This is a genomic window from Spirosoma aureum (assembly GCF_011604685.1).
Classification (GTDB): Bacteria; Bacteroidota; Bacteroidia; order Cytophagales; family Spirosomataceae; genus Spirosoma; species Spirosoma aureum.
Genome location: NZ_CP050063.1, coordinates 4,388,804 through 4,415,712 on the forward strand (window position 1 = coordinate 4,388,804; position 26,909 = coordinate 4,415,712).

The 26,909-nt window shown below is 49.4% G+C and carries 15 protein-coding genes; 12 read left to right on the plus strand and 3 right to left on the minus strand.

Annotated elements, in window-relative coordinates:
• Positions 1-54: 54 nt before the first annotated feature.
• Complete coding sequence (locus tag G8759_RS17340; RefSeq protein WP_167210105.1) at positions 55-1,251, plus strand: glycoside hydrolase family 88 protein; 1,197 nt, start codon at positions 55-57, stop codon at positions 1,249-1,251.
• Between the two features lie 110 nt (positions 1,252-1,361).
• Here the strand turns inward: G8759_RS17340 and G8759_RS17345 are convergent, their stop codons facing one another.
• Positions 1,362-2,867 (minus strand): DUF1593 domain-containing protein, encoded by a 1,506-nt coding sequence (locus G8759_RS17345; protein WP_167210107.1) that lies wholly within the window; start codon positions 2,865-2,867, stop codon positions 1,362-1,364.
• 418 nt (positions 2,868-3,285) lie between these two features.
• Here G8759_RS17345 and G8759_RS17350 point away from each other — a divergent pair, with 418 nt between their 5' ends.
• The 5 genes from G8759_RS17350 (at position 3,286) to G8759_RS17370 (ending at position 14,367) form a co-directional block, all read left to right on the plus strand.
• Positions 3,286-5,607: a DUF5703 domain-containing protein gene (locus G8759_RS17350; RefSeq protein WP_167210109.1), complete on the plus strand. Its 2,322-nt coding sequence runs from the start codon at positions 3,286-3,288 to the stop codon at positions 5,605-5,607.
• Positions 5,608-5,815: 208 nt separating this feature from the next.
• The gene (locus tag G8759_RS17355; protein WP_167210111.1) at positions 5,816-8,290 is read left to right on the plus strand and encodes a glycoside hydrolase family 95 protein; all 2,475 of its coding nucleotides are present in this window, start codon (positions 5,816-5,818) and stop codon (positions 8,288-8,290) included.
• 185 nt (positions 8,291-8,475) lie between these two features.
• Complete coding sequence (locus tag G8759_RS17360; protein WP_167210113.1) at positions 8,476-11,730, plus strand: DUF1553 domain-containing protein; 3,255 nt, start codon at positions 8,476-8,478, stop codon at positions 11,728-11,730.
• A 55-nt stretch (positions 11,731-11,785) separates the two neighbouring features.
• Positions 11,786-13,234, plus strand: coding sequence for a DUF1501 domain-containing protein (locus G8759_RS17365; protein ID WP_167210115.1), 1,449 nt, complete (start codon positions 11,786-11,788; stop codon positions 13,232-13,234).
• Between the two features lie 38 nt (positions 13,235-13,272).
• Positions 13,273-14,367 (plus strand): NHL repeat-containing protein, encoded by a 1,095-nt coding sequence (locus G8759_RS17370; protein WP_167210117.1) that lies wholly within the window; start codon positions 13,273-13,275, stop codon positions 14,365-14,367.
• 20 nt (positions 14,368-14,387) lie between these two features.
• Here G8759_RS17370 and G8759_RS17375 read toward each other — a convergent pair whose 3' ends face one another.
• A complete protein-coding gene (locus G8759_RS17375) occupies positions 14,388-15,260 on the minus strand; it encodes an AraC family transcriptional regulator (protein WP_167210119.1) in 873 nt (290 codons plus the stop codon).
• A gap of 261 nt (positions 15,261-15,521) precedes the next feature.
• Between G8759_RS17375 and G8759_RS17380 the strand changes: the two genes are divergently transcribed.
• The 5 genes from G8759_RS17380 to G8759_RS17400 all read left to right on the plus strand — a co-directional run bounded on the left by G8759_RS17380 (position 15,522) and on the right by G8759_RS17400 (position 23,917).
• The gene (locus G8759_RS17380; protein WP_167210121.1) at positions 15,522-17,492 is read left to right on the plus strand and encodes a glycoside hydrolase family 127 protein; all 1,971 of its coding nucleotides are present in this window, start codon (positions 15,522-15,524) and stop codon (positions 17,490-17,492) included.
• Between the two features lie 27 nt (positions 17,493-17,519).
• Positions 17,520-19,865: a heparinase II/III domain-containing protein gene (locus tag G8759_RS17385; protein WP_167210123.1), complete on the plus strand. Its 2,346-nt coding sequence runs from the start codon at positions 17,520-17,522 to the stop codon at positions 19,863-19,865.
• A 68-nt stretch (positions 19,866-19,933) separates the two neighbouring features.
• Complete coding sequence (locus G8759_RS17390) at positions 19,934-20,695, plus strand: SGNH/GDSL hydrolase family protein (RefSeq protein ID WP_167210125.1); 762 nt, start codon at positions 19,934-19,936, stop codon at positions 20,693-20,695.
• Positions 20,696-20,777: 82 nt separating this feature from the next.
• The gene (locus tag G8759_RS17395) at positions 20,778-22,634 is read left to right on the plus strand and encodes a glycoside hydrolase family 97 protein (RefSeq protein ID WP_232074289.1); all 1,857 of its coding nucleotides are present in this window, start codon (positions 20,778-20,780) and stop codon (positions 22,632-22,634) included.
• The gene (locus tag G8759_RS17400; protein WP_167210127.1) at positions 22,634-23,917 is read left to right on the plus strand and encodes a glucuronyl esterase domain-containing protein; all 1,284 of its coding nucleotides are present in this window, start codon (positions 22,634-22,636) and stop codon (positions 23,915-23,917) included. The genes G8759_RS17395 and G8759_RS17400 overlap by 1 nt, the downstream gene beginning before the upstream one ends.
• On the opposite strand, the gene G8759_RS17405 is transcribed toward G8759_RS17400, so the two are convergent.
• Positions 23,889-25,013 carry a helix-turn-helix transcriptional regulator gene (locus tag G8759_RS17405; RefSeq protein ID WP_317166792.1) on the minus strand — a complete coding sequence of 375 codons (1,125 nt, stop codon included), beginning with the start codon at positions 25,011-25,013 and terminating at the stop codon, positions 23,889-23,891. The genes G8759_RS17400 and G8759_RS17405 overlap by 29 nt on opposite strands.
• 189 nt (positions 25,014-25,202) lie before the next feature.
• On the opposite strand from G8759_RS17405, the gene G8759_RS17410 reads away from it, so the two are divergent.
• Positions 25,203-26,729 (plus strand): RtcB family protein, encoded by a 1,527-nt coding sequence (locus G8759_RS17410; RefSeq protein WP_167210129.1) that lies wholly within the window; start codon positions 25,203-25,205, stop codon positions 26,727-26,729.
• Positions 26,730-26,909 lie beyond the last annotated feature (180 nt).

Here is a 26,909-nt window from a genome sequence, read left to right on the forward strand (position 1 = left end):
AATCCATTGCGTAGGTACCCATCCTCTGAATCTCAACAAAGACAATCGATATTCATGCGATACATACCAGTTTATTGCGTTATACTGCTGATTTCAAGTCAGGCTCTGGCCCAGAAATCAAGCCTGGATGTCGGCAATCAGCTTGATTACTGTGTTTCTCAGTTAAAAAAAGCGCTGCCTCAACAGACCGATTATACAAAAGAACCCCGTCGGATACCAGCCGGACAGAAAAACTGGAATACGGTTTCGGTAACCGACTGGACGAGCGGTTTCTGGCCGGGTACGCTTTGGTACAGTTACGAATACACCAAAGATCCGACTCTCAAAGCAAAAGCAGAAGCCTTTACCGAATCGCTGGCTTTGGTGCTCGACAAACCCGTTCTCGATCATGATCTGGGTTTTCAGTTCTATTGCAGCTACGGCAACGGTTACCGCCTGACCCAAAATCAGGCCTACAAGGAAACGCTGCTCCGGGCGGCCGATTCGCTGGCTACGCTCTTTAATCCAAACGTCGGCACGATTTTGTCGTGGCCACGACCTGTGCCTAATATGGAGTGGCCGCAGCATAACACGATCATGGACAACATGATCAATCTCGAACTGTTGTTCTGGGCGTCGAAAAATGGTGGCAGCAAAAAGCTGTATGACATCGCCGTCAGTCATGCCATGACGACTATGAAAAACCATTTCCGGCCCGACTGGACCTCCTATCATGTGGTAGTATATGACCGGGAAACCGGACGGAAAATCAAAGGCGTAACGCATCAGGGCTATTCTGATGCGTCAATGTGGGCGCGGGGGCAGGCCTGGGCCATTTATGGGTTTACAATGTCGTATCGTGAATCAGGTAAAAAAGAGTTTCTCGAAACGGCTCAGAAAACGGCCGATGTGTTCATCAAAAACCTGCCCGCCGATCATATTCCGTACTGGGATTTCAACGCTATTGATATTTCGAATGCGCCCAGGGATGCCTCGGCTGCGGCAGTGGTTTCGTCGGCGCTTCTCGAACTTTCCACCTTAACGAAGGATAAATCCCTCCAAACCAAATACCGAACCGAAGCCGAGGCTATGCTAACGTCTCTGTCGTCGGCCTCTTACCAGAGTCATGAGGTAAACAACGCCTTTCTTTTGCATTCAACGGGTCATAAACCCAACAACTCCGAGGTCGATGTGTCGATCAATTATGCTGATTACTACTACATTGAAGCTTTGTTGAGACTGAAGCGATTACAGGAAGGTAAACGGCTGTAGTCGCCAATAATATTGATAGTATGTCTACCCAAAGACGAGCGGTGAGACATGTTCGTATGTAAACTTGCCGCTCGTCTTTGGGTAGTATAGAGTTTTAAAAAACGAAAAACTTAATTGGCCACCGTAGCAATAACACGTTGGTAACGGGTCAGCGAGGGCGTTCCCTGATCGCTGACTTCCAGAATCAGGTGAATCGTTTTTCCGGCTTCAGCATCCTTTGGGATGGTAATGGATGCTTTTGGCTGATCGGCGTGTTTAATCGAAATTTGGCCAGCGTAGGTGCCTGCTTCTTCGTACTGCCACCACCGGTAGTTGACCTTGTCGTTGTCTGGATCGGTTCCTGAACCGCTAAGTGTTATGAGCTGACCGGGTTTTACGGTTAAATTGCGGGCATGATTGAGCTTGACCGTAGGCGGGTGGTTGGCTTCTTTATAGGGTTTAACGCACCAGTCGGCACGGGCGGCAAAATCGTTCTGAAGCGCGGGAATCCAGCGGGTTTGGGGATAGGCCGTTTCGTTTTTCTTTGTGTACGGGTCATAATCGGTCACCTGTTTGCCATCTTCCCAGCGATAGGGATTCGTTTTTGATTGCACCATCCGCCCACCCCATCCGCCGTAGGAAATAGCTTCCATACTCCGTAGACCCACATCGATCAGGTAGAAATAAGCCGGGGAATCACCCTCCGAAATGAAATCATACTGACTCCGGTTGTATTTTTTAGCCTCTTCCATATCCCCATGTGTATGCTCCGGGTCGCCGGGGAGCTTCTGGCCGTCACCCCACAGGTAATACGAAGACAGGAGTGGGCCATGCCCTGACTTGATGTGCTCAAAAAACCATTTGCCTCCCAGATAGGGTTGTAGTTCAGAAGGAACAACCCTAGGCCATAAGTAGGCAAAGCTCCAGAACTGATCGGAGTTGTATAATACTTTGATGTGCGGCCAGTTGGGAGCGACATATTTCTGGTAGGTCGCATCCTGATCAAGTACCGCGTAAATGATGGCTTTATCGGATACCTTTTTGGCAATCGTGGGCCAGCTGGGAGTATTCCTGTATTGATCTTCGATGGATTTCAGGGCTCGGGCAACGGTGTTTGTCCCTCCCCATATTTGGAGGTAAACGGGGCTGGGATCAGTATCGAGCAGAATTTTCTTGATGAGCTCAGAGCCTTTGGTATCGCGGCTCATTTCCCCTTCAAAATCAATATTGCCAACTCGAATCAGGCTCAGCAGATGCTCGGGAGTGGGATAACCTTTTGCATGTTTGATCAGAGTCGGATACACCTTGGCATATTTGTCAATATAGTCCTCCATCCAGGTTGTTCCGGGCCAGCGGAGTTCCGTTCGTTCGCCATAGCGTTTTGCCGTATTGGGCATCTCAGACGTGAACCGGGTGCCTTTGCCATCCCCTTTGTAATGCCACTGTGAACTGCTGTACACCAATCCCACAATGTCAAACTCATTGCTGTACAGGAGCATCCGAATGAACGTATCGACATCGTCCACTTCGCCATCGGTGGTGACAATGGTACGTGGTTTGCCCGATGTTGACTGACCCACGGCAGGAGAGAGCGCTATCAGGAAACCCAGCAGCACCAATAAACCCGTTTTATGCATTTGTTTAGGTTTTGGTTAAATGGTCTATTCATTTTGAGCGTTTTCCTTAGTAAATCAGTTGCCCATGAGTCTGATCCACTTATTTACTCCGCTGATTTTCTGGATGAAGTTTCTAATTTTTTCGTTTACCGGGTGTAGTATGCTCGAAAAAAAGACTTTTGGCCATATTCTCGTGCCTATTTGTATAGTAAGGGTAATTTAATTGGATTAAACTTACTGCAAATCTATGATTTTCTTAAATAATGGAAAATAATAATAAATAAAAGAAAATAGTCTGTACTGGCCTATACAGTACCCGAATACATCGGTTTTGTGAACTGGAGTCAGAATCGGATAAAAGAAAGCCTGCATCGTGAATTTACGGATAGAACCAGATTGCTTTACTTTTGTGCTGTTGATTCCCGTTTTTCCTGTACGAATGAAAATAACCCTCCTGGTTCTGATTCTCGCCATTTCTGGAATACCGTGCAGTGTTTCACAAGCCCAGACCTTGTCATCTTATAATGTTATCTGGACCAGTCAATGCCGCAACTCATCAGAATCGATGCCTTGCGGAGGGGGCGACATTGGCCTGAATGTTTGGGTTGAGAACGGTGAACTCCTTTTTTATATGGCTCAAAGTGGTGTATTCGACGAAAATAATGCGTCACTCAAAGCAGGCCGTGTGCGGGTAAGATTGTCGCCTAACCCATTAGATGGGAAGTCGTTTCGGCAGGAATTGTCGCTTCAGGACGGGCATGTGAAAATTCACGGAACCAATGGTGCATTAAGCGCCGATTTGCGCGTTTGGGTTGATGTATTTCGGCCGGTTATCCACGTTGATATTCAGAGCAGTAAAGCAACAAAAGTTGAGGCTACATATGAAACCTGGCGAACGAAAGATCGAGTCAGTAAAGGGGAAGCGAACAAGGCAAATACCTGGAAGCATATGTTTTCTGGTGAGGTAACCACCTTTCGGGATACGATTAATTTTCAGTCAGATGCCGTGCAGTTTTACCACCAGAATCGGGCAACGACCGTGTTCGATATGACAGTAAAACAACAGGGTCTGGAAGGTCTTAAAGAGCAATTGTACAACCCGATGAAGGATCTGATTTTCGGCGGAACAATGCTCGGGCAGAACATGCACCCCGCCGGAAAAACGGCTGGAAAATACATCGATACTGATTTTGAAGGCTGGAAGCTGGCCAGTGTATCACCCGAGCGGTCGCATACAATTACGGTTTACCTGCACACCGACACGGTGAAGAGCGTAGCGGAATGGCAGAGGGGAGTGCGCCAGTTCATAGTCGATGCGACAAAGACAGAGAAGACGGCATTGCCAAAAACACTCGACTGGTGGAAGCAATTCTGGAACCGAAGCGCTATTTTTATTCAGCCCGACCGACCCGATACGGCATCGGCGACATGGCAGATTGGCCGTAATTACCAGTTGTTTCGCTACATGCTTGGTTGCAATGCACTGGGAAAATGGCCGACGAAATTCAACGGCGGGTTGTTTACCTATGACCCTGTTTTTACGAACAAAAACGATACGTTGTCGCCTGATTTCAGAAACTGGGGTGGTGGAACCCACACGGCACAAAATCAGCGGCTAGTCTATTTCCCGATGCTGAAGAGCGGTGATTTTGACCTGATGAAGCCCCAGTTCGATTTCTACCTGCGACTTCTAAAAACGGCCGAGCTGCGCACAAAGCACTACTGGGGGCACGAAGGCGCAAGTTTTACCGAACAGATTGAGAATTTCGGGTTGCCAAACCCTGCTGAATATGGGTACAAACGCCCTGCCGAATATGACCAGGGCATGGAATACAATCGCTGGCTGGAATACCTCTGGGATACATCGCTGGAATTTTGCCTGATGATGTTGGACGAAGAGCGATACACCGGGAACGATATTTCGTCCTATATCCCGTTTATTGAAAGCTGCCTGACTTTTTTCGATCAGCATTATCAGTATCTGGCGCGGAAGCGGGGAGCCAGCGCACTGGATGAAAAAAAGCAACTTGTTATCTATCCGGGTTCGGCGGCTGAGACATATAAAATGGCCTATAATCCGTCGTCAACTGTAGCGGGGCTGACAACCGTTTTGACGCGACTGCTTGACTTGCCGGACACTTATCTGAACGACCAGAAACGCAAAACCTGGACCGAGATGCTCAGGCGAATTCCGCCGATCAGTTTTCGGGAGTTCGATGGGCATGTGACTATTTCTCCCGCAAAGCTCTGGGAACGAATCAATAATACAGAGAGTCCGCAACTGTATCCGGTTTTCCCATGGGGTACGTATGGGCTTGGTAAACCCGGCCTCGATACGGCCATCAATACCTACAAATATGACCCGGATGTTGTCAAACAGATCAGCCATGTTGGCTGGCGGCAGCATAGCATTTTTGCCGCCCGGCTTGGCCTGACTGATGAAGCCGCCCGCCTGACTACGTTAAAGCTAGGAAATTCCGGTCGGCGCTTCCCGGCTTTCTGGGGACCTGGCTTCGACTGGACGCCCGACCATAACTGGGGTGGGGCAGGCATGATCGGTCTTCAGGAAATGCTGATGCAGACGGATGGCAAGGTGATCCGGCTGCTTCCGGCCTGGCCCAGAAACTGGGACGTAACGTTTAAGCTTCATGCACCTTACAAGACCACAGTAGAAGGCCGATTTGTCAACGGGAAAGTCGAAAAACTGACTGTAACACCTGCCAAACGAGCAAAGGATGTGATCTTGCCGGACTTTAAGTAAACGGAGTGGCGCACTAGTCCAAAGCCCTGACCGAACAAGCGAAGCATACTGAAAAAAGGAGTGGAAAGCTAAATGTAGTCGTGATAAGACTTATTTACATCCACGTGCTGACTATCCGGTTTCTTGCGATAAAATTGCATCGGGATGGGTAAAAAAGCTGGGGAAATGACTCAGTCCCATTAGCCGATAAACAGTCTGACTATTCATTATGACGATCTTTCGAGTAACTATTTGTCTTCTCTGCGTTTCTCTGTCGACACTTGCCCAGCAACCTAAAGCTCTAAAACTCTGGTACAAACAACCAGCCGGAACCACCTGGACGAATGCGCTGCCTGTTGGCAATGGCCGATTAGGAGCCATGATTTATGGAAACCCTGAGCAGGAAATCATTAAACTAAATGAAGCGACGGTTTGGTCGGGCGGGCCAAACCGCAACGACAATCCAGAAGCGTTGGCCGCTTTACCGACTATTCGGAAATTAATTTTTGAGGGCAAGCAGGACGAAGCGCAGAAATTGGCGAGTGAGAAAATTCAGTCAGCCAAAATCAACGGTATGAAATATCAGCCGGTCGGTAACCTCCTGTTAACTTTTCCGAATCATCAGACGTACAGCAATTATTACCGCGATCTGGATATTGAAAAAGCCGTTGCCACCACCTCGTATACGGTTGATGGTGTGCGTTATACGCGTCAGGTGATTGCGTCGGTACCCGACCAGGTCATTGTAGTTCGATTGACTGCCGACAAGCCCGGCAAGTTATCGTTTGCAGCTTTCCTGAACAGCCCACAGCAAATCCAGCGAACCATTGAGGGAACAAATAAGCTCGTGCTAACGGGCATTACCAGCGACCATGAGGGCGTGAAGGGACAAGTGCGGTTTAATGCGCACGTACACGTCATGCCGGAAGGTGGTCAAACCAGCAAAACCGATACGTCGGTCGTGGTGAGTGGCGCCAATGCCGCTACCCTTTACGTGTCGATGGCTACTAATTTCGTTGATTATAAAACCCTCACTGCCGATCCGAAAGCCCTGGCCGATAAACACCTGAATCTGGCCATCAAGCGCCCTTTTCCGATTATCCTGAATAATCATATAGCGGCTTATCAACGTTATTTCAATCGCGTCAAACTGAATCTGGGTAGTTCGGCCGCTGCTGCGGGACTTCCTACCGACGAACGAATTAAACAGTTTGCAACGGGCAATGATCCGGAATTGGTGTCACTGTATTTTCAGTTTGGGCGGTATCTGCTGATTTCGGCTTCGCAGCCGGGGCGAGATGGGGTTCAAGGGCAGCCTGCTACCCTGCAAGGCCTCTGGAATGATGAGATGAGCCCGCCCTGGGATAGCAAATATACCATCAACATCAACACCGAAATGAACTACTGGCCCGCCGAAGTCACGAACCTGACCGAACTGCATGAACCACTGGTGAAGATGGTAAATGAGTTGTCGCAGACGGGTCAGGAAACCGCGCGGGTTATGTATGGAGCCAAAGGATGGGTTGCTCATCACAACACCGATCTCTGGCGAATTACCGGCCCTGTCGACCCAATTTATTATGCGATGTGGCCAATGGGCGGTGCATGGCTCAGCCAGCATTTGTGGGAAAAGTACCAGTATTCGGGCGATAAAAAGTACCTTAAATCAGTCTATCCGGCCATAAAAGGGGCCGCCGAGTTCTTTGTGGACTATCTGGTCGAAGATCCCAATCATCATTATCTGGTCGTTTGCCCCGGTATGTCACCCGAAAATGCTCCGTCGACCCGGCCCAAAACCTCGATTGACGCGGGCGTAACGATGGACAATCAGATTGTCTTCGACATTTTTACCTGCACCATTCGGGCGGCCAAAGCACTCAACGTCGATGCCGATTTTGTCAGGATAGTAGAGTCTAAACTGGCTCAGTTGCCGCCAATGCAGGTTGGTAAGCATGGCCAGTTGCAGGAGTGGATCGACGATCTGGACAGCCCCGACGACAAGCACCGCCATATTTCACACCTGTATGGCCTGTACCCATCGGCGCAATTGTCGGCCTACCGTACTCCTCAGTTGTTTACGGCAGCACGCAACACCCTGGAACAGCGGGGCGATGTGTCTACGGGCTGGTCGATGGGATGGAAAGTGAACTGGTGGGCGCGGCTTCTGGACGGGAATCGGGCTTATAAGTTGATTACCAATCAACTGTCGCCGGTTGGTTCACAGCAGGGTGGAGGCACCTATACGAACTTGTTCGATGCGCACCCGCCGTTTCAGATCGATGGTAATTTTGGCTGCACGGCCGGAATAGCCGAAATGATCATGCAGAGCCATGACGGTGCTATCCACCTGCTTCCGGCCTTGCCCGACCGATGGCAGAACGGAAGCATCAGCGGCCTGCGGGCACGCGGTGGTTTTGAGATCACATCCCTTGAGTGGAAAAATGGCAAAGTGGCAAAAGTCACAATAAAATCTACGTTGGGAGGAAACTGCCGAATTCGGGTTCCGAACGAAATGAAGGCAAATGGATTCACGACGGTGCTCAATGGAGCCGACAACCCGAATCCATTTTATCAGACACTGGCAATCAAAGACCCTATCATTTCGCCCCAGGCGCAGCTTATCATGAAGAAGCCGTTTATTGGGCCAGTCTATGATTTTGCAACGCAGCCGGGCAAAAGCTACACACTGGTTCTTAACAAATAGTGGTACGTTCATATGGGAGCCAGGTTTGTAGGCGCTTCCATATGAACGCATAAGTCGGATTTGTGTAAAACAACCTCTTATTTGTGTATTTTCATTGGCTTGCTTAAATCCTACTTTTGCTGGTGATCGGACAATGAACAAGGATGCTCGCTTTAAGCAGCAAATGGCCTATCTAGTCGGAACCAATGAAAAACACAGGACTTACGAAACAAACCCGATCCAGTCTATTGCTGATAGGGCTGATTTGTTTCTGTACAGCGGTGCTCATGCAAGCCTGTAGTTCTGTCGATAAACCCGCCGATATTGCTAAACTGGCGGATAAGCTCCCGGAAACGGTCGATTACAACCTACACGTTAAGCCCATTCTCTCGGACAAGTGCTTTTTCTGTCATGGTCCGGATAAAAACAGTCAGAAAGCTGGTCTGGAACTGGCTACCCGGGAAGGAGCTCTGGCAGCCTTAAAAAAAGCCAGACACAAGCATGCCATTGTTCCCGGTGATCTGGACAACAGCGAAGTATACCATCGGATTATTACCGCTGATGAACAGGAGATGATGCCGCCTAAAGCGTCTAATCGCGTACTGTCGACTTATGAAAAGGCCGTACTCATCAAATGGATTGAGCAAGGTGCGGACTATAAACAGCACTGGGCGCTCATCAGGCCAGAAAAATCAAAACTACCTGACGTACAGAACAAGAATTGGCCTAAAAACGCCATTGATTATTTTACACTCCATAAAATGGAGGAGAAAGGGCTGAAACCCGGGCCTGAAGCCGATAAAGAAACGCTGCTGCGCCGGGTGTCGCTCGACCTTACGGGTTTACCGCCTACGCTGGACGAAAGAGACGCATTTCTGGCCGACAAATCGCCGAATGCGTACGAAAAAGTAGTCAACCGATTGTTACAATCACCCCATTACGGCGAAAAAATGGCTGTCGACTGGCTGGACCTGGCCCGGTATGCCGACACGCATGGCTACACTGTGGATCGCTATCGGGCCATGTGGCCCTGGCGGGATTGGGTCATTAAATCGTTCAACCAAAATCGACCGTTCAGCCAGTTCATTACCTGGCAACTGGCCGGTGACTTGCTGCCACGGCCTACGCGCGAGCAGCGGCTGGCGACAGGTTTCAACCGGAACCACTCCCAAAATATGGAAGGGGGGATTATTAACGAAGAATTTCGGGTTGAATACGTGGCTGATCGCACCAACACACTGGGTACGGCCATGCTGGGTATGACGGTGGAGTGTGCCCGTTGCCACGACCACAAATTTGACCCGATTTCGCAGAAGGATTATTACAGCCTGTTTGCGTTTTTTAACAATGTTGATGAGGCCGGACAGATTTCGTGGGACGATGCCATACCGGTACCTACCCTGTTGCTGACCGAAAAGAAACAGGATAGTCTGCTGACTTTTATCGATACGAAGATCAAAACGGCGGAAACAACCCTTGCCAGAACCGTTCAGTCCGAAAAACCAGCCTTTGAACAATGGCGGAAAGAGGCAAATAATGTAATCTCATTTGCTCCTCAGGCAGGGCTTCAGGCCCGATTTACATTCGACAAGCTGGTCAATGGGAAATTCGAAAGTGAGGTATCAGGCACGGATAAAGGAACTGTGGTCGATCCGGTACTGGCTGCGGGCAAGTTTGGACAGGCATTTCAATCCAACGGCGATGATATTCTTAGCCTCGGTAAAGTAGGTATTTTTCATCGGGCGCAGCCATTTTCGATCGGTGTCTGGGTGAATATTCCCAAAGAACTGAACAAGGGCGTGATTTTACACAAAGGACAGGGTGATATTCTGTACAATTTCAGGGGGTATTTCCTGAACATCCGCGAGGGGAAGGCCGAACTACTGATGGCCCACACCTGGCCGTACAACAATATCGTCAGGATTAGTCAGGCATTGCTGCCGAAGCAAAAATGGATTCACCTGACCATGACGTACGACGGATCGAGCAAAGCCAGTGGCCTGAAGCTATATATCGATGGCAAAGAAGCGTCGATGATCACGGAAAAAGACAATCTGTACAAGGACATTGTCTGGCCCAAAGGCACCCATTTAGGGAAGGAACAGCCCGGTTTGCAGGTAGGTGCCGATATGAGGGGAGCCGGTTTAAAAAATGGATTGGTCGATGAACTGGTTGTCTACGGCCGAGAACTCACGGCTGCTGAAGTGTCCTTGCTGGCAACACCTTCCGGGACTTTAGCCACTCGTCAGGCAACCGTGACCGACGCAAAAGAATCGTTTCCCTACTACCTGTCAACCAAATCATCGACTTATCAACAGCAGCAAAGAACCTTACAACAGCTTCGCACAGAGCGCAATAAGGTTGTGGAAGCCATACCGGAATTAATGGTGATGGAGGAGATGAAAACACCCCGACCTACCTTCCTGCTCAAACGGGGTGTCTATGATGCACATGGTCCGCGGGTACGCCCCGATGTGCCAGCCAGTATTCTGCCTTTTTCGCCGGAATTTCCACGGAACCGACTAGGGCTGGCAAAATGGCTTCTTCATCCTGATAATCCGCTGACGGCCCGTGTTGTGGTGAATCGCTACTGGCAAACGTACTTCGGAACCGGTCTCCAGAAATCGTCCAATAATTTTGGTAATCAGGGAGGATTGCCCACGCATCCCGAACTGCTCGACTGGCTGGCCATCACGTTTCGGGACGGTAGAAATGCAATGGATCGCTGGAATATGAAAGCGATGCAGAAACTGATCGTTCTATCGGCCACGTATCGCCAATCGTCCCGCGCCAGCCGCGAAGGACTTCAGCGCGACCCGGAAAATACATGGCTATCGCGCGGTCCATCGTCACGATTAACGGCAGAAATGATTCGTGATAATGCCTTGGCCGCCAGTGGCTTGTTGTCGAAAAAAATGGGTGGGCCAAGCGTAAAACCGTACCAGCCAGTTGGTTTGTGGGCGGTAAATGACGATGTATATAAACAGGACAAAGGAGAAAATCTTTTCCGTCGCAGCTTGTATACGTTCTGGCGTCGAACCAACCCACCACCGTCGATGAATACCTTCGATGCGCCTTCGCGCAGCTATTGCGTCGTGCAACGGCAAAAAACCAGTACACCCCTTCAAGCGCTGATTCTGCTGAACGACCCTCAGTTTGTTGAATCGGCCAGCGTAGTTGCCCAACGGTCGCTGACCCACTATCAGTCTCTGCCAGACCAGTTGACCTACAGTTTTCAACTGTTGACCAGTCGAAAACCTACCAACAGAGAGCTGGCGATTCTGACTAGACTTTATGGGCAGGAGTATCAGAAATTTCGGAAGTCACCGGCTAAAGTGCGGGGGTGGATTCAGGCCGGAGCGCACAAACCAGCCAACGTAACCGATATGCCTGCCCTGGCGGCCGGAGCCGTAGTGGCCAGTACTGTAATGAATTCAGAAGCCTTTGTGACGAAACATTGACGATTAACCGGCCAAAGTGACCCTTCGGCCGGTTGGCATGAATCCAAAAAACGCAATGAACAAGAAACTTGCTCAACAATTGGCCGATACAGTTAACCGGCGGTCGTTTCTGACAAAAGTGTCATTGGGGTTGGGCTCACTGGCACTGGGTTCATTATTACCACGCAATCTGTTTTCAACCCCATCTCCTGAGCAACTGCCGTTGGTTCCGCATCGGGCTCCGAAAGCGAAACGGATCGTGTATTTATGCCAGAGCGGTGGCCCATCGCAGTTGGAACTATTCGATTACAAGCCGTTCCTGCAAAAAATGCACGGTAAAGACCTGCCTGATTCGGTGCGGAAAGGCCAGCGACTAACCGGCATGAGCGCTCAGCAATCGTCACTACCACTGGTTAGCTCACCTTATCAGTTTGCCCAGCATGGGAAAAGTGGCGCGTGGGTCAGCGAGCTGATGCCTTTTACGAGCAAGGTCGCCGATGAGCTGTGTTTCATCAAGTCAATGTATACCGAGCAGATCAACCACGACCCGGCACTGACGTTCTTCCAGACAGGTAATCAACTGGCCGGACGGCCCAGCATTGGTGCCTGGATCAGCTATGGTCTTGGATCGGCCAATGAAAATCTACCGGCTTTTATTGTGCTGGTTTCCAAAAATGCGCCACAGGATCAGCCGCTTTACGCCCGATTGTGGGGGAATGGATTTCTGCCTTCCAAGCATCAGGGCGTTCAGTTTCGCTCTGGTTCTGATCCCGTTCTATATCTGAACAACCCGAATGGCTACACAACCGCCGATCGGCGTAACATGCTCGATGCCCTCAAAGACCTGAATCAGGTGCAGGAGGAACTTTATGGTGATCCGGAAGTAGCCAACCATATTGCGCAGTATGAAATGGCCTTTCGGATGCAAACCTCGGTTCCGGATGTGAACGACCTTTCCGACGAGCCCGACTGGGTTTTTGATCTTTATGGGCCCGAAGCTCGCAATCCGGGTACATTCGCTGCCAATTGCCTGATGGCAAGGAGATTGCTGGAACGCGACGTGAAATTTGTTCAGCTTTATCATCAGGGTTGGGACCTGCATAGCAATTTGCCAAAAGGCCTTGTCCGGCAATGCAAAGCGACTGATCAGCCGTCGGCGGCTCTGGTTCAGGACCTTAAACAGCGCGGCTTACTGGATGATACGGTCGTGGTGTGGGGCGGAGAATTTGGCCGGACGAACTACTCGCAGGGAAAGCTGACAAAAGACAACTATGGGCGTGATCATCACCCGCGTTGCTTCACGATGTGGATGGCAGGTGGGGGAATCAAACCCGGCATTACCTACGGTGAAACTGACGAATTTGGCTACAATATCGCCCATAATCCGGTGCATGTGCATGATTTTCAGGCAACCTTGTTACACCTGATGGGCATCGATCATGAGAAACTGACTTTCGAATTTCAGGGCCGACGCTTTCGGCTAACGGATGTAGAGGGAAAACTCGTGAAGGGAATTATGGCCTGAACATATTTTCCTTAACCCTAAACTTCCCGAAAAAGACCATGAATTCAAACCGCAGAACCTTTCTGAAACAATCCACTGCCGTAGTGGCAGGTTCACTTGCCGTGAATCTCGTTGGATACGCCCGTAATCAGGACCACGAGATAATCGGTCATGGTAATTACCGCTACCGGGTCAATAAAGAATGGGGTGTTCTCGATCCGGCCAAAACGCCGGTCTTCAATTGTCACGAAATGGTCAGCGACTCGAAAGGGCGGCTGATCATGATCAACGATGAGGTGAAGAACAATGTCCTGATTTACGATCGGTCGGGCAAACTGCTCGATTCCTGGGGAACCCGCTATCCGGGTGGGCACGGGCTGACCCTGGCGAAGGAAGGGGGAGATGATGTGCTCTTCATCACCGATTGCGGCTATTTTTTCGGCCGGGACAGCAAGTGGCATGCGCAGTCGGGCGGGATTTTCAAGACAACTGTCGAAGGAAGCCTTATTTTCAGTATCGGTCATCCGTCGACCATTGGCGTATATAAGCCAGAACAAAAGTTTATGCCTACTGAGGTGGCCGTAGCTCCCAATGGCGATTTTTATGTGGCCGACGGCTATGGCTCAGATTACATTATCCAGTACAATCACCAGGGTCAGTACATCCGGCATTTTGGTGGACATGCCAACGCTAATCCTGATCATAACCTCAACAACGCACATGGCGTTGCGGTCGATCTGCGGCAGCCGAACAACCCTAAACTCATTTGCACATCGCGGGAGGATAACTCATTCAAGTTTTTTACGCTCGACGGTAAATACCTTGAAACCGTTCGGCTACCAGGGGCATACGTTTGCCGACCCGTTGTTCACAACGAGAACATCTATGCAGGTGTTTGCTGGTCAAAATCGCGGGAAACGGGAAAACGTTTCGACAATTCGGGCTTCGTAACGATTCTGGATAAGAACAATCGAGTCATCTCAAATCCGGGAGGAACCGCACCCGTGTATAAAAATGGAGCACTTCAGCAGCTCTTTCAGGAAGGCAATACGTTTTACCACGGGCACGATGTCTGCGTCGACGAAGACCAGAATTTATACATTTGCCAATGGAATGCAAACCGGACCTATCCCATTATGCTGGAGCGCGTGTAGAGCAATCAACCGGACATCTGTTACATGGTCCAGATCGTTTCCCGATACTGACCGGGCGGAATCCCAAACCGTCGTCTAAACAGCCGCGAAAAGTAATAAATGCTCGGGATACCAACTGATTCGGCGATTTCCTTCAGGGCGCTGGACGAAGTCATCATCTGAAGCTGAGCGCGTTCCAATCGCTTATTGATGATGTAATCGACGGGACGTGTACCCACGATACTCAGAAACAAACGCGAGAAATAATCGGCATTCAGATTGGCATTGCTGGCCAGTTGCTCGACCGTAAGTTTTTCGTGGAGATGGCTGTCGATGTATTGTAAGACCCCCGCTAATTGGTGAAATCCTTTCGCCCGTTGCCGATCCTGGTCATTTTCAGATGCGAAAAAACGCGAAAAAAGCTGTAACAATATGCCGTGCGTTTCAACGTACTGACTTGTCGACTGGTTCGGTTTGGGTTGGTTAAAGCTCAATACTTCTGGACGATTATCGTACGTTTTAGGGTCCGCTTCTTTAATCGTTCGCCCAGGATTCAGCGTCAGCAGGCGTTCCATTAGTCGGTAATCCAGTTCATTGGCGTACGTTTCATACGCCATTGACTTCAGGTCGTAGATCGACAAGCCTTCACTCATTTCATCAAAGAAACTGATATAATATTGTTCCAGAAACCGGTCGCAATGATAACGGCTGTAAGTGAAGCTCGGAATCAGGTACAGCGAGCCGGGTCTCAGCACAAACTTCTGTCCGTTGTGCCACACCCACCCTTCGCCATCCGTGATGAGGTAAAGCCGGGAAAAAGGACTGATCACGTTGTCATATTGCCATCGTTCATCTAGCTGGATAAACCCAATGTGAAGCAAACCCAACTTCAGATTTTTGACGATGTCGTACATGATCGGATGAATTATTCCGGTTTGCAGGATTGAAGTAAAGTCGGATTCAGATAAACGCCGAATGACTATAAGTCGGTCATACTGACTCCCTACCCGTTTTTTGTCAAGACCAGTGACACTTCTTAGGGTTGATCACAATTATTTATCTACCTGACACACGAATAAATTAAAAAGTTGGGAGGGTATTCGGAATCACTCGGGTACTATTTACTGGTGAGCGATCGGCGCAAATATGCCGATTCTGATATCAGTTTTAACATCATGACGAATATCCTGACTTTTCGCGAAGCAAAATGGCCTGGTACGTATAAACTAGTTGTAGCTTGTCTGGTCTGTTCGCTGTCGTCGCAGGCGCAATACGCTGGTCAGGCCAGCGACAAACAGAAAATATCCATAAAGGCTCCAATCAAAGCGTATAGCTTTAACCTTCAGGATGTTCGGATAACGAAAGGACCGTTTAAGGAGAATATGGATCGGGAAGGCCAGTGGCTGCTTTCGTTACCCGTCGAACGACTGATGCACAGCTTTCGGGTTAACGCTGGTATGAATACGCCCAAAACCGGTAGCCTCACCAAAATGCCGAAACCACTGGGCGGCTGGGAAGGGCTGGATATGGAGTTGCGGGGACATAGTATCGGCCATATTTTGTCGGGGCTGTCGTTGCAGTATGCGTCTACCGGTAATGAAGCATTCCGTAAAAAAGGCGATAGCCTGGTTGCGGCTCTGGGCGACGTGCAAAAGGTATTGAATCAGGAAGGGTATCTGAGTGCTTATCCGCAACAGTACATCGATCGGAATATTGCAGCTACAAGCGTGTGGGCCCCCTGGTATACCTTGCACAAACTATTTGCTGGCCTCACCGATATGTATACCTATGCCGGTAATCAGCAGGCGCTCGACATCGAAACCAGAATGGCTTCCTGGGCGGCAAAAAAGCTGTCGCCACTGAGCCCGGAGCAATTACAGAAAATGTTGCGGAACGAGTTTGGCGGCATGAATGATGCTTTTTTTAACCTGTATGCCGTTACCGCAAACCCGGATCACCTGAAACTGGCTCAGTTGTTTTACCACAAAGCTGCGCTCGAACCACTGGAAAACGGGAAGGATAATCTGAATAAACTACATGCCAATACGGTGATTCCTAAACTGGTCGGCGAAGCGCGGGACTATGAACTGACGGGTAATGAGAAAGCGAAAACAGCCGCTACTTTCTTCTGGAACACGGTCATTCGGGATCACACGTATGCCCACGGCGGCAATAGCGATAAAGAACACTTTTTCGAGCCGGGAAAAATCTCGGAACACCTGACGGGTAACACCAGCGAAACCTGCAATACCTACAACATGCTTAAGCTGACCCGGCATTTGTTTACCTGGTCGGCCGACGAGAAATATGCCGATTATTACGAACAGGCTCTCTATAACCACATTCTGGGTCAGCAGGACCCCGTGTCAGGAATGGTGTGTTATTTCACCCCCATGAAACCGGGTGCCTATCGACTCTATAGCACACCCGATCAGTCGTTTTGGTGCTGTGTCGGATCGGGTTTTGAAAGCCATTCCAAGTACGGTGAGAGTATTTACTACCACGACGACAAAGGCATTTACGTGAACCTCTTTATTCCGTCGGAAGTAAACTGGGCTGACAAAGGAGTGAAAATTACGCAGGAAACAAACTATCCGGAAGAAGAAACCACCCGACTAACGATCCAGACAAAAGAAACTGTTCGGATGCCGATTTACCTCCGTTATCCTGCCTGGGCAACAGCCGGAGCGACGATAAACGTGAATGGTAAAGCCCTGAAAATTGCACAGCAACCGGGTAGCTACATCATCATCGACCGGACCTGGAAGGATGGGGATCGGGTAGAAATTAAGTATCCAATGAGCCTACGATTAGTCGCCACACCCGACAACCCAAAGGTAGCAGCCATTGCCTACGGCCCCGTGCTGTTGGCAGGCGAAATGGGCAAGGAGAATATGAAGGGCACGGCTCCGTTTCATGATCCCGAAGATCCTTATCAATATTATGGCTACGATTATGCCATTCCAGCCAGCGTGAGCCATACTATCAATACCCAGGGAAAGAAGATTACCGACTGGCTGAAACCGGTTGCCGGGAAACCCTTAACATTTGAAACCACCAATACCACTGAAGGGAAAGTAGTGGAAATGGAGCCCTATTACAAAGTGCATCGACAACGCTACGTGGTGTACTGGGATCTGAACTAACTGCTAAGGCCCATCGTCCCGAAACACATGAAATCAGTACTTGTTAGCATACTCGCCTGGATCGCGCTATCGCTCTCCGTTCAGGCTCAAAAACCGTCGCACCCGTATTTGTTCTTCAGTAAAGAGCGATTAGAGACGCTGACTAATCGCATCAAAACCGATACGGCAATTGCCCGTAACTGGAACGACATCAGGCAGGAAGCCGATAACCTGCTGACAAACGGTGACCGTGGCGACGGCCAGGCACGAACGAAGATCGAGTGGTTAGCCCTGGCCTACCTGATGACCACTGAGAAGAAGTACGCCGATAAAGTCAAAGACGTACTGATCCGGTTATGTAGCCAGTCCACCTGGTCGAACCAGGAGATGATGAACCGGAATCCGCCCTGGACATCGGACCTTCAAACGGCGGATCGATGCTGGTCGGTGGCCATTGGCTACGATGCTATTTACAACACGCTCTCTAAAGACGAACGGAAAATCATCGTCGACGGCGTTGTGCGCAACGGTATTAAACCAGCACTGAATGACTGGGTTTTTCCCGATACCCGCATCCATACACTCAATTCGATGGGCCACAACTGGTGGAGTGCCTGCGTCGATATGGCGGGTATAGCTTCTCTGGCCATTCTCGATGACCAGCCCGAAGCCGCCGATTGGGTCGAAACGGTATCGAAGGCATCGGAAGAATGGATGCGGTTCAGTGGTGATCAGCTTCAGGCCAAGCCCAGAACGTTTGACCGTACGGGAGGCATGTATGAAAGTGTGAACTACGCTTCTTTCGGCTCGTCGGAATACCTGTTTTTTCGGCTGGCCTACGCCAATACCTTTCCGGGGAAAAAACAACCTGATCTGGGTGCCTTGAAAAAACTGGACGATTTCTTTGCGCACGTTTCTTACCCGCGTACGGGGCCGCTGTATTCACTGAATTTTGGTGACGGTGATTTAACCGTTTCAGCCGATCGGCCAGTGAAGCTGCTGTACGCGCTTGGTAGCGATAATCCCAACGATCTGTGGTATATGAACCAGTTAACAAACGGTCAGCATCGGGAGGGATTGTTTCCGAATATGCCGATTGGTCTAGTCTACCAGCCCGACATGAGTAAAGCTCCAAAACTTCCCAATCTGGCAACTTCGGCGTTGTTTGCCGACATGAACTGGGCCAGTATGCGGAACTCATGGGAGCGCGACGCGACGATGCTGGGCGTAAAGTCGGGTTATACCTGGAACCATTCGCACGCCGATGCCAATTCGTTTATCCTGTTTCATAAAGGAGAAGACATTATTAAAGATGCTGGGAACAGCTCGTATGGATCGAAAGATTATCCAGGCTATTTCTTTCAGAGTCAGGCTCATAACGTGATTTTGTTTAACGGGAAGGCACAGCCGACAGAGCAGCAGTACAACGGATCTCCGTTGAATGGTAAACTCAGCGAATTGATGGATGCGGGCGACATGAAATACATTATGGCCAACGGTACGGGTCCAACATCAGCCAACTTTTCCCGGAACTTCCGGCATTATCTCTGGCTGGACAAGGTGATTCTGATTATCGACGATGTGAAAGCCTACGAAACAGGTAAATTTCAGTGGCTTCTGCATCCGGGAGGAGAGTCAAAAAAGGTTGGTGGTGATATCAACATTGTGAAGGGAAAATCGTCGGTATTGGTACGCCCGCTTTTTCCTGAAACGCTGGTACAGACGGGCTTCGACCATGATTTCCCGGAGAAAATGAAACTAACTGAAGTGACAGCGCCGAAAGCCCGCGACCCACAGCATCCGACCGAAATCTATTATTCGATTGATTATCCCGAACCGGTGAAGCAAACGAAGTTCATCACGGCCATTATTCTAAAAGATACGCCTGACGATAAAGATCTGCCGATTATTGAACGGCTGCACAGCGAAACCATGCAGGGGGTGCGGATTAAACAACACGGAAAAATCACGGAAGTTTACCTGAATCTGCTGGCCGACGGTCGAATCATGCACCTCAACAGTGTCAATCAGTTTAACGGATGGGATACTGACGCGTATCTGTTCGGAATTACGTACCCCGACCATACCGATAGACAGCGGGGCCGCGGATCATCCCCAACGGTGGCTGGCCCCGATGAGGTAAATGACTATTTCATGGCCTACGGGAGTTATGTTCGGAAAAATCAGGAAACGGTATTTAGCTCATTGTCGAAAGTGTTTATGATGGCCCGCAAAGACGGCAATAAGCTGAATCTGATCCTACAGGGCCAGCCGCTGATCAATGCCAGTTTCCGATTTCAGAAAATGCCCGATTCCTTTTTTCTCAATCATCAGCCTGTAAAGCCGGTGTATGATAAAGGGCAATTACGGGTGCGGGTTGAGAACGGGAATTAGACAGTTGATCTTAGTAGCTTTATGGATCAGGTCGGTCAAACAGTTCTCCTATAAATACGAAAATCCATATGCCCCGTAAACTACCAAGGCGTACATTCCTTCACGTATCGGCATTGTCCGGTTTAGCACCTGATTTAACGTTAAGTCATTATGATCGGAAAGACGAAGAAACCGGACTAGTCTTTCTTTTTCAGGGCGACTCGATTACGGATGGAAACCGGGGCCGGAATGCCGATCCAAACCATATCATGGGACACGGTTATGCCTTTTCAATAGCCAGTCGAATTGGAGCCGACTTTCCGGAAAATGGATTCACGTTTTATAACCGGGGTGTTAGCGGCAACAAAGTGTCTGATTTGCAGAAACGCTGGCAAGCCGATACACTGGATCTTAAACCCAATGTGCTGAGTCTATTGATTGGCATCAACGATACTGCTGCTGTCGTGAATAAACCAGCCGAAGCCATAAGTAGCGAGCAATTCGAAACCGCCTATCGTCAACTGCTCACCGACAGCAAAAGTCAGAATCCTTCTACGCTGTTTGTACTGGGTATTCCCTTTGTATATCCAGTCGGCAAGCGTAAGGAGAACTGGGAACTCTGGCGCGACGACACGACCAAACGACAGGAGGTCGTTCGTAAACTGACCACCGAATTTGATGCGGTTTTGGTGGATTATCCGACTGTATTCGACAAGGCGATGAAAAATACTCCGGCAGAATACTGGATATGGGACGGTATTCATCCGACGGTATTTGCGCACGAATTAATGGCCAGGGAGTGGATTAAACAGGTAAGTTCGCGGCTTCGATTCCTGAAAAAATACCGGTAGAAATCCTGAGATTGGATAAAATCTGTCAGTACTATCATACACCAACGAAATCATCAGAAACAGCGCCTTTTTTTTCCTTATTGTGAGAACAGAAAACATCTTGATCCGAACCGTACTAACCATCTTTCTTCTGACTATTCGCGTTTTTATTCCATCGATTTATGCCGCTCCGAAAATCTATCAGGCGACATCTCCCGATGGCAAAACCCGAATTGAACTGACGGTTAATGAACAGAAAAACCTGACCTATCGCGTTCTGTTAAACAATGCTCCAGTGCTGGACTGGTCGGCGTTGGGGTTGCAGCTTAAACTCATTGCCCTGGGGCCAAATACATCGATTCTGAAGCACACGCAGCGAACAAATAACGAGCAGTTTGCCTGGCCGCTGGGTGAAAACGATCAGATTCAGAACAATTACCGCGAGATCGTTCTGGATTGTCGTTCCGGGGCTTTTCTGTACAAACTCATTGCCCGCGTTTTCGACGGATCTGTGGCATTTCGGTATGTACTGCCGAAGCAGAAAGGTTATGTTAACGCGTTGATTATAAGTGAGAAAACTACATTTAATCTGGCAGACTCGTATACCATTTACCAGTACAATGAAGAAACCGTTTTCACCCCCGTTACCCTTGATGCTCTGACCAAAACCTGTGATTTTCCGGCAACGCTGACCAATGGCAAACTCTTTCTCTCCATTGGTGAGGCTGGCAACGATACGTATACGAAAGCGGAGTTGACCAAAGGAGCCATAGTTAACTCGCTGGGCGTGGCATTTCACAAGGATTCGGTCAATACGGCTGCTGATTTTCAAACGCCCTGGCGAACCATCAGCGTGGCAACTTCGGCCATTGGCCTCCACCAATTCAGTGATTTGCCACTTCGGCTGACTCCACCAGTGAAAGAAATGGCAAACTGGATAAAACCGGGGAAACTTATTCGATCATCGTTAACCACGCAGGCCGGGCTGGATTGCATCGACTTCGCGGTAAAACACAATTTTCAGTACATCATGTTCGATGCCGGTTGGTACGGGGCCGAATTCCGGGGTAGCTCCGATCCAACAAAACCCATTCCGGCCATCGACATGCCGAAGGTGATTCAGCATGGTAAAGAGAACAACATCGGCGTTATATTGTATGTCAATCGGGTAGGACTTCGGGCCAAGCTGGATACCATTCTGCCCCTTTATAAAAAATGGGGAGTTGCCGGGCTTAAATTCGGATTCGTAGATGGACTGAGTCAGGAAGGTATAAGCTGGCTGGCGGGTGCTATTAAAAAAGTGTACGAACACGGTTTTATTCTGGACATTCACGACAACTACAAACCTACCGGATTAAGCCATTCCTACCCGAATCTGCTCACACAGGAAGGCATACGCGGTAATGAAAACAACCCCGACGCCTTTCATAATACGGTGTTGCCTTTTACCCGGTTTCTGGCTGGTGCGGCTGATTACACCTTTTGCTACCCAAATTCCAACCGATTTTTCACCGATAACCTGTATAAGACTAAATTGCAGGTTAGCAAAGGGCAGCAACTGGCCTTGTCGGTCGTGTACTTCAGCCCGTTGCAGGCTATTTTCTGGTATGGAAATCCCCATGATTATAACGACGATCAGGAAACGGAATTCTTCAAACTTGTACCAACAGTCTGGAATGAAAGCCGATATTTGACTGGTGAAATTGGCAAGCACATCAGCGTAGCCCGTCGAAAAGGCAAAACATGGTATGTAGGATCAGCGGCTGGTCTGGCAGACTGGAACGGTTCATTGCAACTTGATTTTCTGGAAAAAGGGAAAGCCTATATGGCAACAATTTACGAAGACGATACGGCGGGCGGAATCAACAAGCGGACTATAGTGGTAAAACAAGGCGATACGTTTCCGATAACGTTAAAAGCCAAAGAGGGCCAGGCCATACTAATAACCCCCCAATCGTAATGGCAAACATGAAACGAATAAGTCTTGCCTTCTCGACCTGTTACCTGCTAACGCTGGCTCTACAGGCACAATCGCTTCCATTGCCGGACCCGTTGGTTCTCAACAAGGGAAGCCGGATTACTACCGCGAAGCAATGGCATACGCAGCGACGGGCCGAACTCCTTGAACTCTTCGCCAATGAGATGTATGGCCATTCGCCGGGCAAGCCCACCCAGATGACATTCGAAGTGTTCGATACGGACACTAAAGCGCTGGGTGGTAAAGCCACCCGCAAACAAATAGCCGTTTTTTTTAATGGCAAACACGATGGGCCACGCATGGACGTGTTGCTGTACATTCCCAATCAGGTAAAAGGACCTGTTCCCGCTATCGTTGGACTAAACTTCTGGGGGAATCACAGCATCAATCCTGATCCCGGTATTCGAATCGCTACGAGCTGGATGGAATCGAGTCGGGGGAATCCGTATATCGACGTGTCCTGTGTTGTCAATCACTGCTCTACCGAAGCATGCCGGGGCATCAACGCCCGGCAATGGCCTGTTGATAGCCTTCTGAACCGGGGTTATGCGCTCGTAACAGCCTACCGGGAGGATATTGCCACCGATGAACCAGCCAACAAATTTACGACGGGGGTTCACCCTCTGTATCCGGAATTTCAGAATCGGGCCGACAATTTCGGTACCGTTGCGGCCTGGGCGTGGGGCCTGAGCCGAATTATGGATTACCTGCAAACCGATCGGGCGATTGATAGCAAACGGGTTGCCGTATTTGGCTGGTCGCGATTAGGGAAAGCTGCTTTATGGGCGGGCGCAACCGATCCGCGTTTTGCGCTGGTTATCAGTAATGAATCGGGTGCCGGTGGGGCCAAATTATTTCACCGGGGTGTGGGCGAAAACATCCGGCGATTGTGCACTGTTTTTCCGCATTGGTACTGTGGCAATTTCAAGAAATACATGGATCAGGATACGCTGTTGCCTTTTGATCAGCATATGGTTATTTCGCTCATTGCGCCCCGCCCGGTTTATGTGGCCAGTGCTATACAGGACAAAGGATCTGACCCCGAAGGCGAATTTGACGGGGCTAAAGCGGCCAGCCAGGTATATCAGTTTCTGGGAACGGAGGGCTTGCCAACGTCCACAATGCCCGCCCTGAATCAATCGGTACAGGGCCAGATCGGGTATCATATTCGATCGGGTGGCCATGACGTTACCAGTTACGATTGGGCACAGTATCTGCTCTTTACCGATAAACACTTTAAAACGAAGAAGTCTCGTCAGGACTGATCGGCCGATCGATCGTTTCAGGATTGTACCCATCCAGTCCGGCCTGCAAACGCTGTCGAATGACCCGGCGGAGTCGCTCGGGTTGGAGAACGCGCATCCCTTCGCCGAAACCAAGTATTTCTTTCTCTAGCTCAAAATTGTGCTGTACGATCAGTTGAATAACGATACCATCGGCGGTTCGTTCGACTACCTGTTGCGAATGGTGGAGAGGCTTGGTCTCGACATAGGGCGCGTGTAGTCGGTTGACAAACAGCAAAACCTTACTAGGGCGCATGTTTTCGCTGACCGATACGCCGATAACGTCCGTGTAGTGAACATCGGGGTCGATGCCGTAGTTAGGCACATAATCGATGTCGGGGGCGATGGTTACAGACAGCATTCGATCGAGTGCCAGATTCATGATATATCCTTTTCCATCCCGAATGCCCACAGCAAACCAGCGGTTTTTATACTCTTTCAGCCACCACACATGAAAGAGAAATGTTTGTGGAGATCGCGCTGAGAACGATTGATACTGAAGTAGAAGTGTACGTTTCTGAATAACGGCCTGATACAGATCATCCAGCCAGTGAAGACCTTTCAGGTAGTCATTTTTCTCGAAATCAATGACGGGAGCCGACTTTTTAGCCGTCGAATACACATGATCTTCCAGCTTTTGAACCACTTCATTGAGTGCCTTAAAGTGCGAAAATCCCTTGAACTGCTTGAGTACTTCAACAGCTTCGTTCATTCGCGACAGATCACCATCCGATAGTGGAATATTCGTGATGCTGTAGGTAGGATCTTCGTAGGTATAATATTTTTTATCGATGATAACGATAGGGGCGAAATACCCCAGTTTATCACTGCGCATCAGCTGAAGATCGGCCTGAACGGTGCGTCGACTGATGCCTTTGTCGATCCCTTCGTATTCATACAAAGCTTCCGAAACCGTTTCGATCAGGTCATCAAGTGTCCACCTGCGCTGCCGATTGCGCAGACAGGCGTCCAGAGTTTTGTAACGAACAAGAGCGTTTCGATTGGCAGGCATCAGACGGTTCGCCGTTGAAATGGTTCGATTTTTCAGAAAAATGAAAAAACTTTTTGAACTACGCAAAAACAGTGCGCAGTAACTACTAATCTTTGTCAGGCAGGTTCGTTGTTGCGATAAATCACTGGTCAATAGTTGAACCGGCTAAGCGTTTGCCTATGTATCGCTCTGGGGTAATAGCTAACGAATCATCATTAGTATAGTTTTTCGCTCAGAGACGAGGCTGTTCATTACCTTATTTAACGTTCTAAACCAATGGAAACACCAATTCTAATCGAGGATATTCTGATGCTGGGGCCTATCCCCGATCATTTACATACTACATTTCTGCGGGTAGCAAACGGACTGATTCAACGGGCCAACTATCCTAAAGAAAAAGTAATGGGTTTGCTGGCACAGATGCTCCAGAACCCTAAAAAGTTTGCGTTCTCCAGAAACAAAGTCACTAATCTGGCTCAGTCAATCTATGACTTGAACAAACAGGGTATCTCAGTCCCACTTAGCGAAGCTGGAAAGGTTTATTTGCCAACTGAACCCGTTTCTTATGTCCTGGATGCCAACGAAAAACAGTCGGAGAAGGTATTTGATTTGCGCAGTGGACCGCTGCCATATGCCGTTTTTGGCCGCGACCAGATTGAAGAGGGTGCATTAATGCAAATGGAAACAGCCGCAAGTTTACCGGTTTCGGTGGCGGGTGCACTCATGCCCGATGCCCACCAGGGCTATGGTTTGCCCATTGGGGGGGTGTTAGCAACGGAGGCTAACACCGTTATTCCCTTTGCCGTTGGGGTCGATATTGCCTGCCGAATGTGCCTCTCTGTATTTGATTTGCCCCCTGCGTTTTTGAATCGCGAACCGCATTTGCTAAAAAAATCACTGGTAGAAAAAACCAAGTTTGGAATTGGTGGCGAAACCCGCGAGAAGATCGATGAAAGCGTGATGGATTTGCCCGAATGGCAGGCCACGAAAGTAATTCGCGATTTGAAAGACAAAGCCTATCGCCAGCTGGGAAGCTCGGGTACGGGTAATCACTTTGTCGAGTGGGGTATTGTTGAAGTATATGAACAGGATGATCGGTTGAACTTGCCTCCGGGCGAGTATCTGGCGTTGCTATCGCATTCCGGATCGCGCGGCTTTGGCGGAAACATAGCGAATTACTATTCAAAACTGGCGATGCAGAAAACCAAACTACCTAAACAGGCCGCTCATCTGGCCTGGCTGGACCTAACTACCGAGGAAGGGCAGGCATACTGGATTGGTATGAATCTGGCAGGCGAATATGCCTCGGCCAACCATCATGAAATTCATAAAAAACTGGCCAAAGCGCTGGGTGAAAAGCCCTTAGCCATGATTGAGAATCACCACAACTTCGCCTGGAAAGAGCAACTGACCGATGGACGTGAGGTGATTGTTCACAGGAAAGGAGCAACTCCTGCGGGGCCTGATGTACTGGGAATTATTCCTGGATCAATGACGCAGCCGGGTTTTGTCGTTCGGGGGCGAGGCAATGCAGACTCACTGAACTCGGCATCGCATGGGGCCGGGCGGCTGATGTCGCGCACTCAGGCGTTCAATACGTTGACGCGCTCACAATGGAATAAAGCATTGCTGGAAGCTGATATTCAACTCATTGGAGGTGATCTGGATGAGGCACCGATGGTGTATAAAAACATCGAAACGGTCATCAACGCTCAACGTGATCTGGTATCGGTATTGGCGAAGTTTACGCCCAAAATCGTTCGGATGGCCGACGCCAATCGGAAAGAAGGGCGGGAGGATTAATGCATCATAAAGAATTGGGATGGTGTCGGTTAATACTAACCGACACCATCCCAATTCTTTGTCGACATGCCGGAAATAAATGAATGCGTTGTCAATCTGAAACTTTATTTTGGGTGTATGTATGGGTAGATAGAAGCGAATGCCTCAATCTACCAATCGTCGCTTCTGAATGTATAAAAA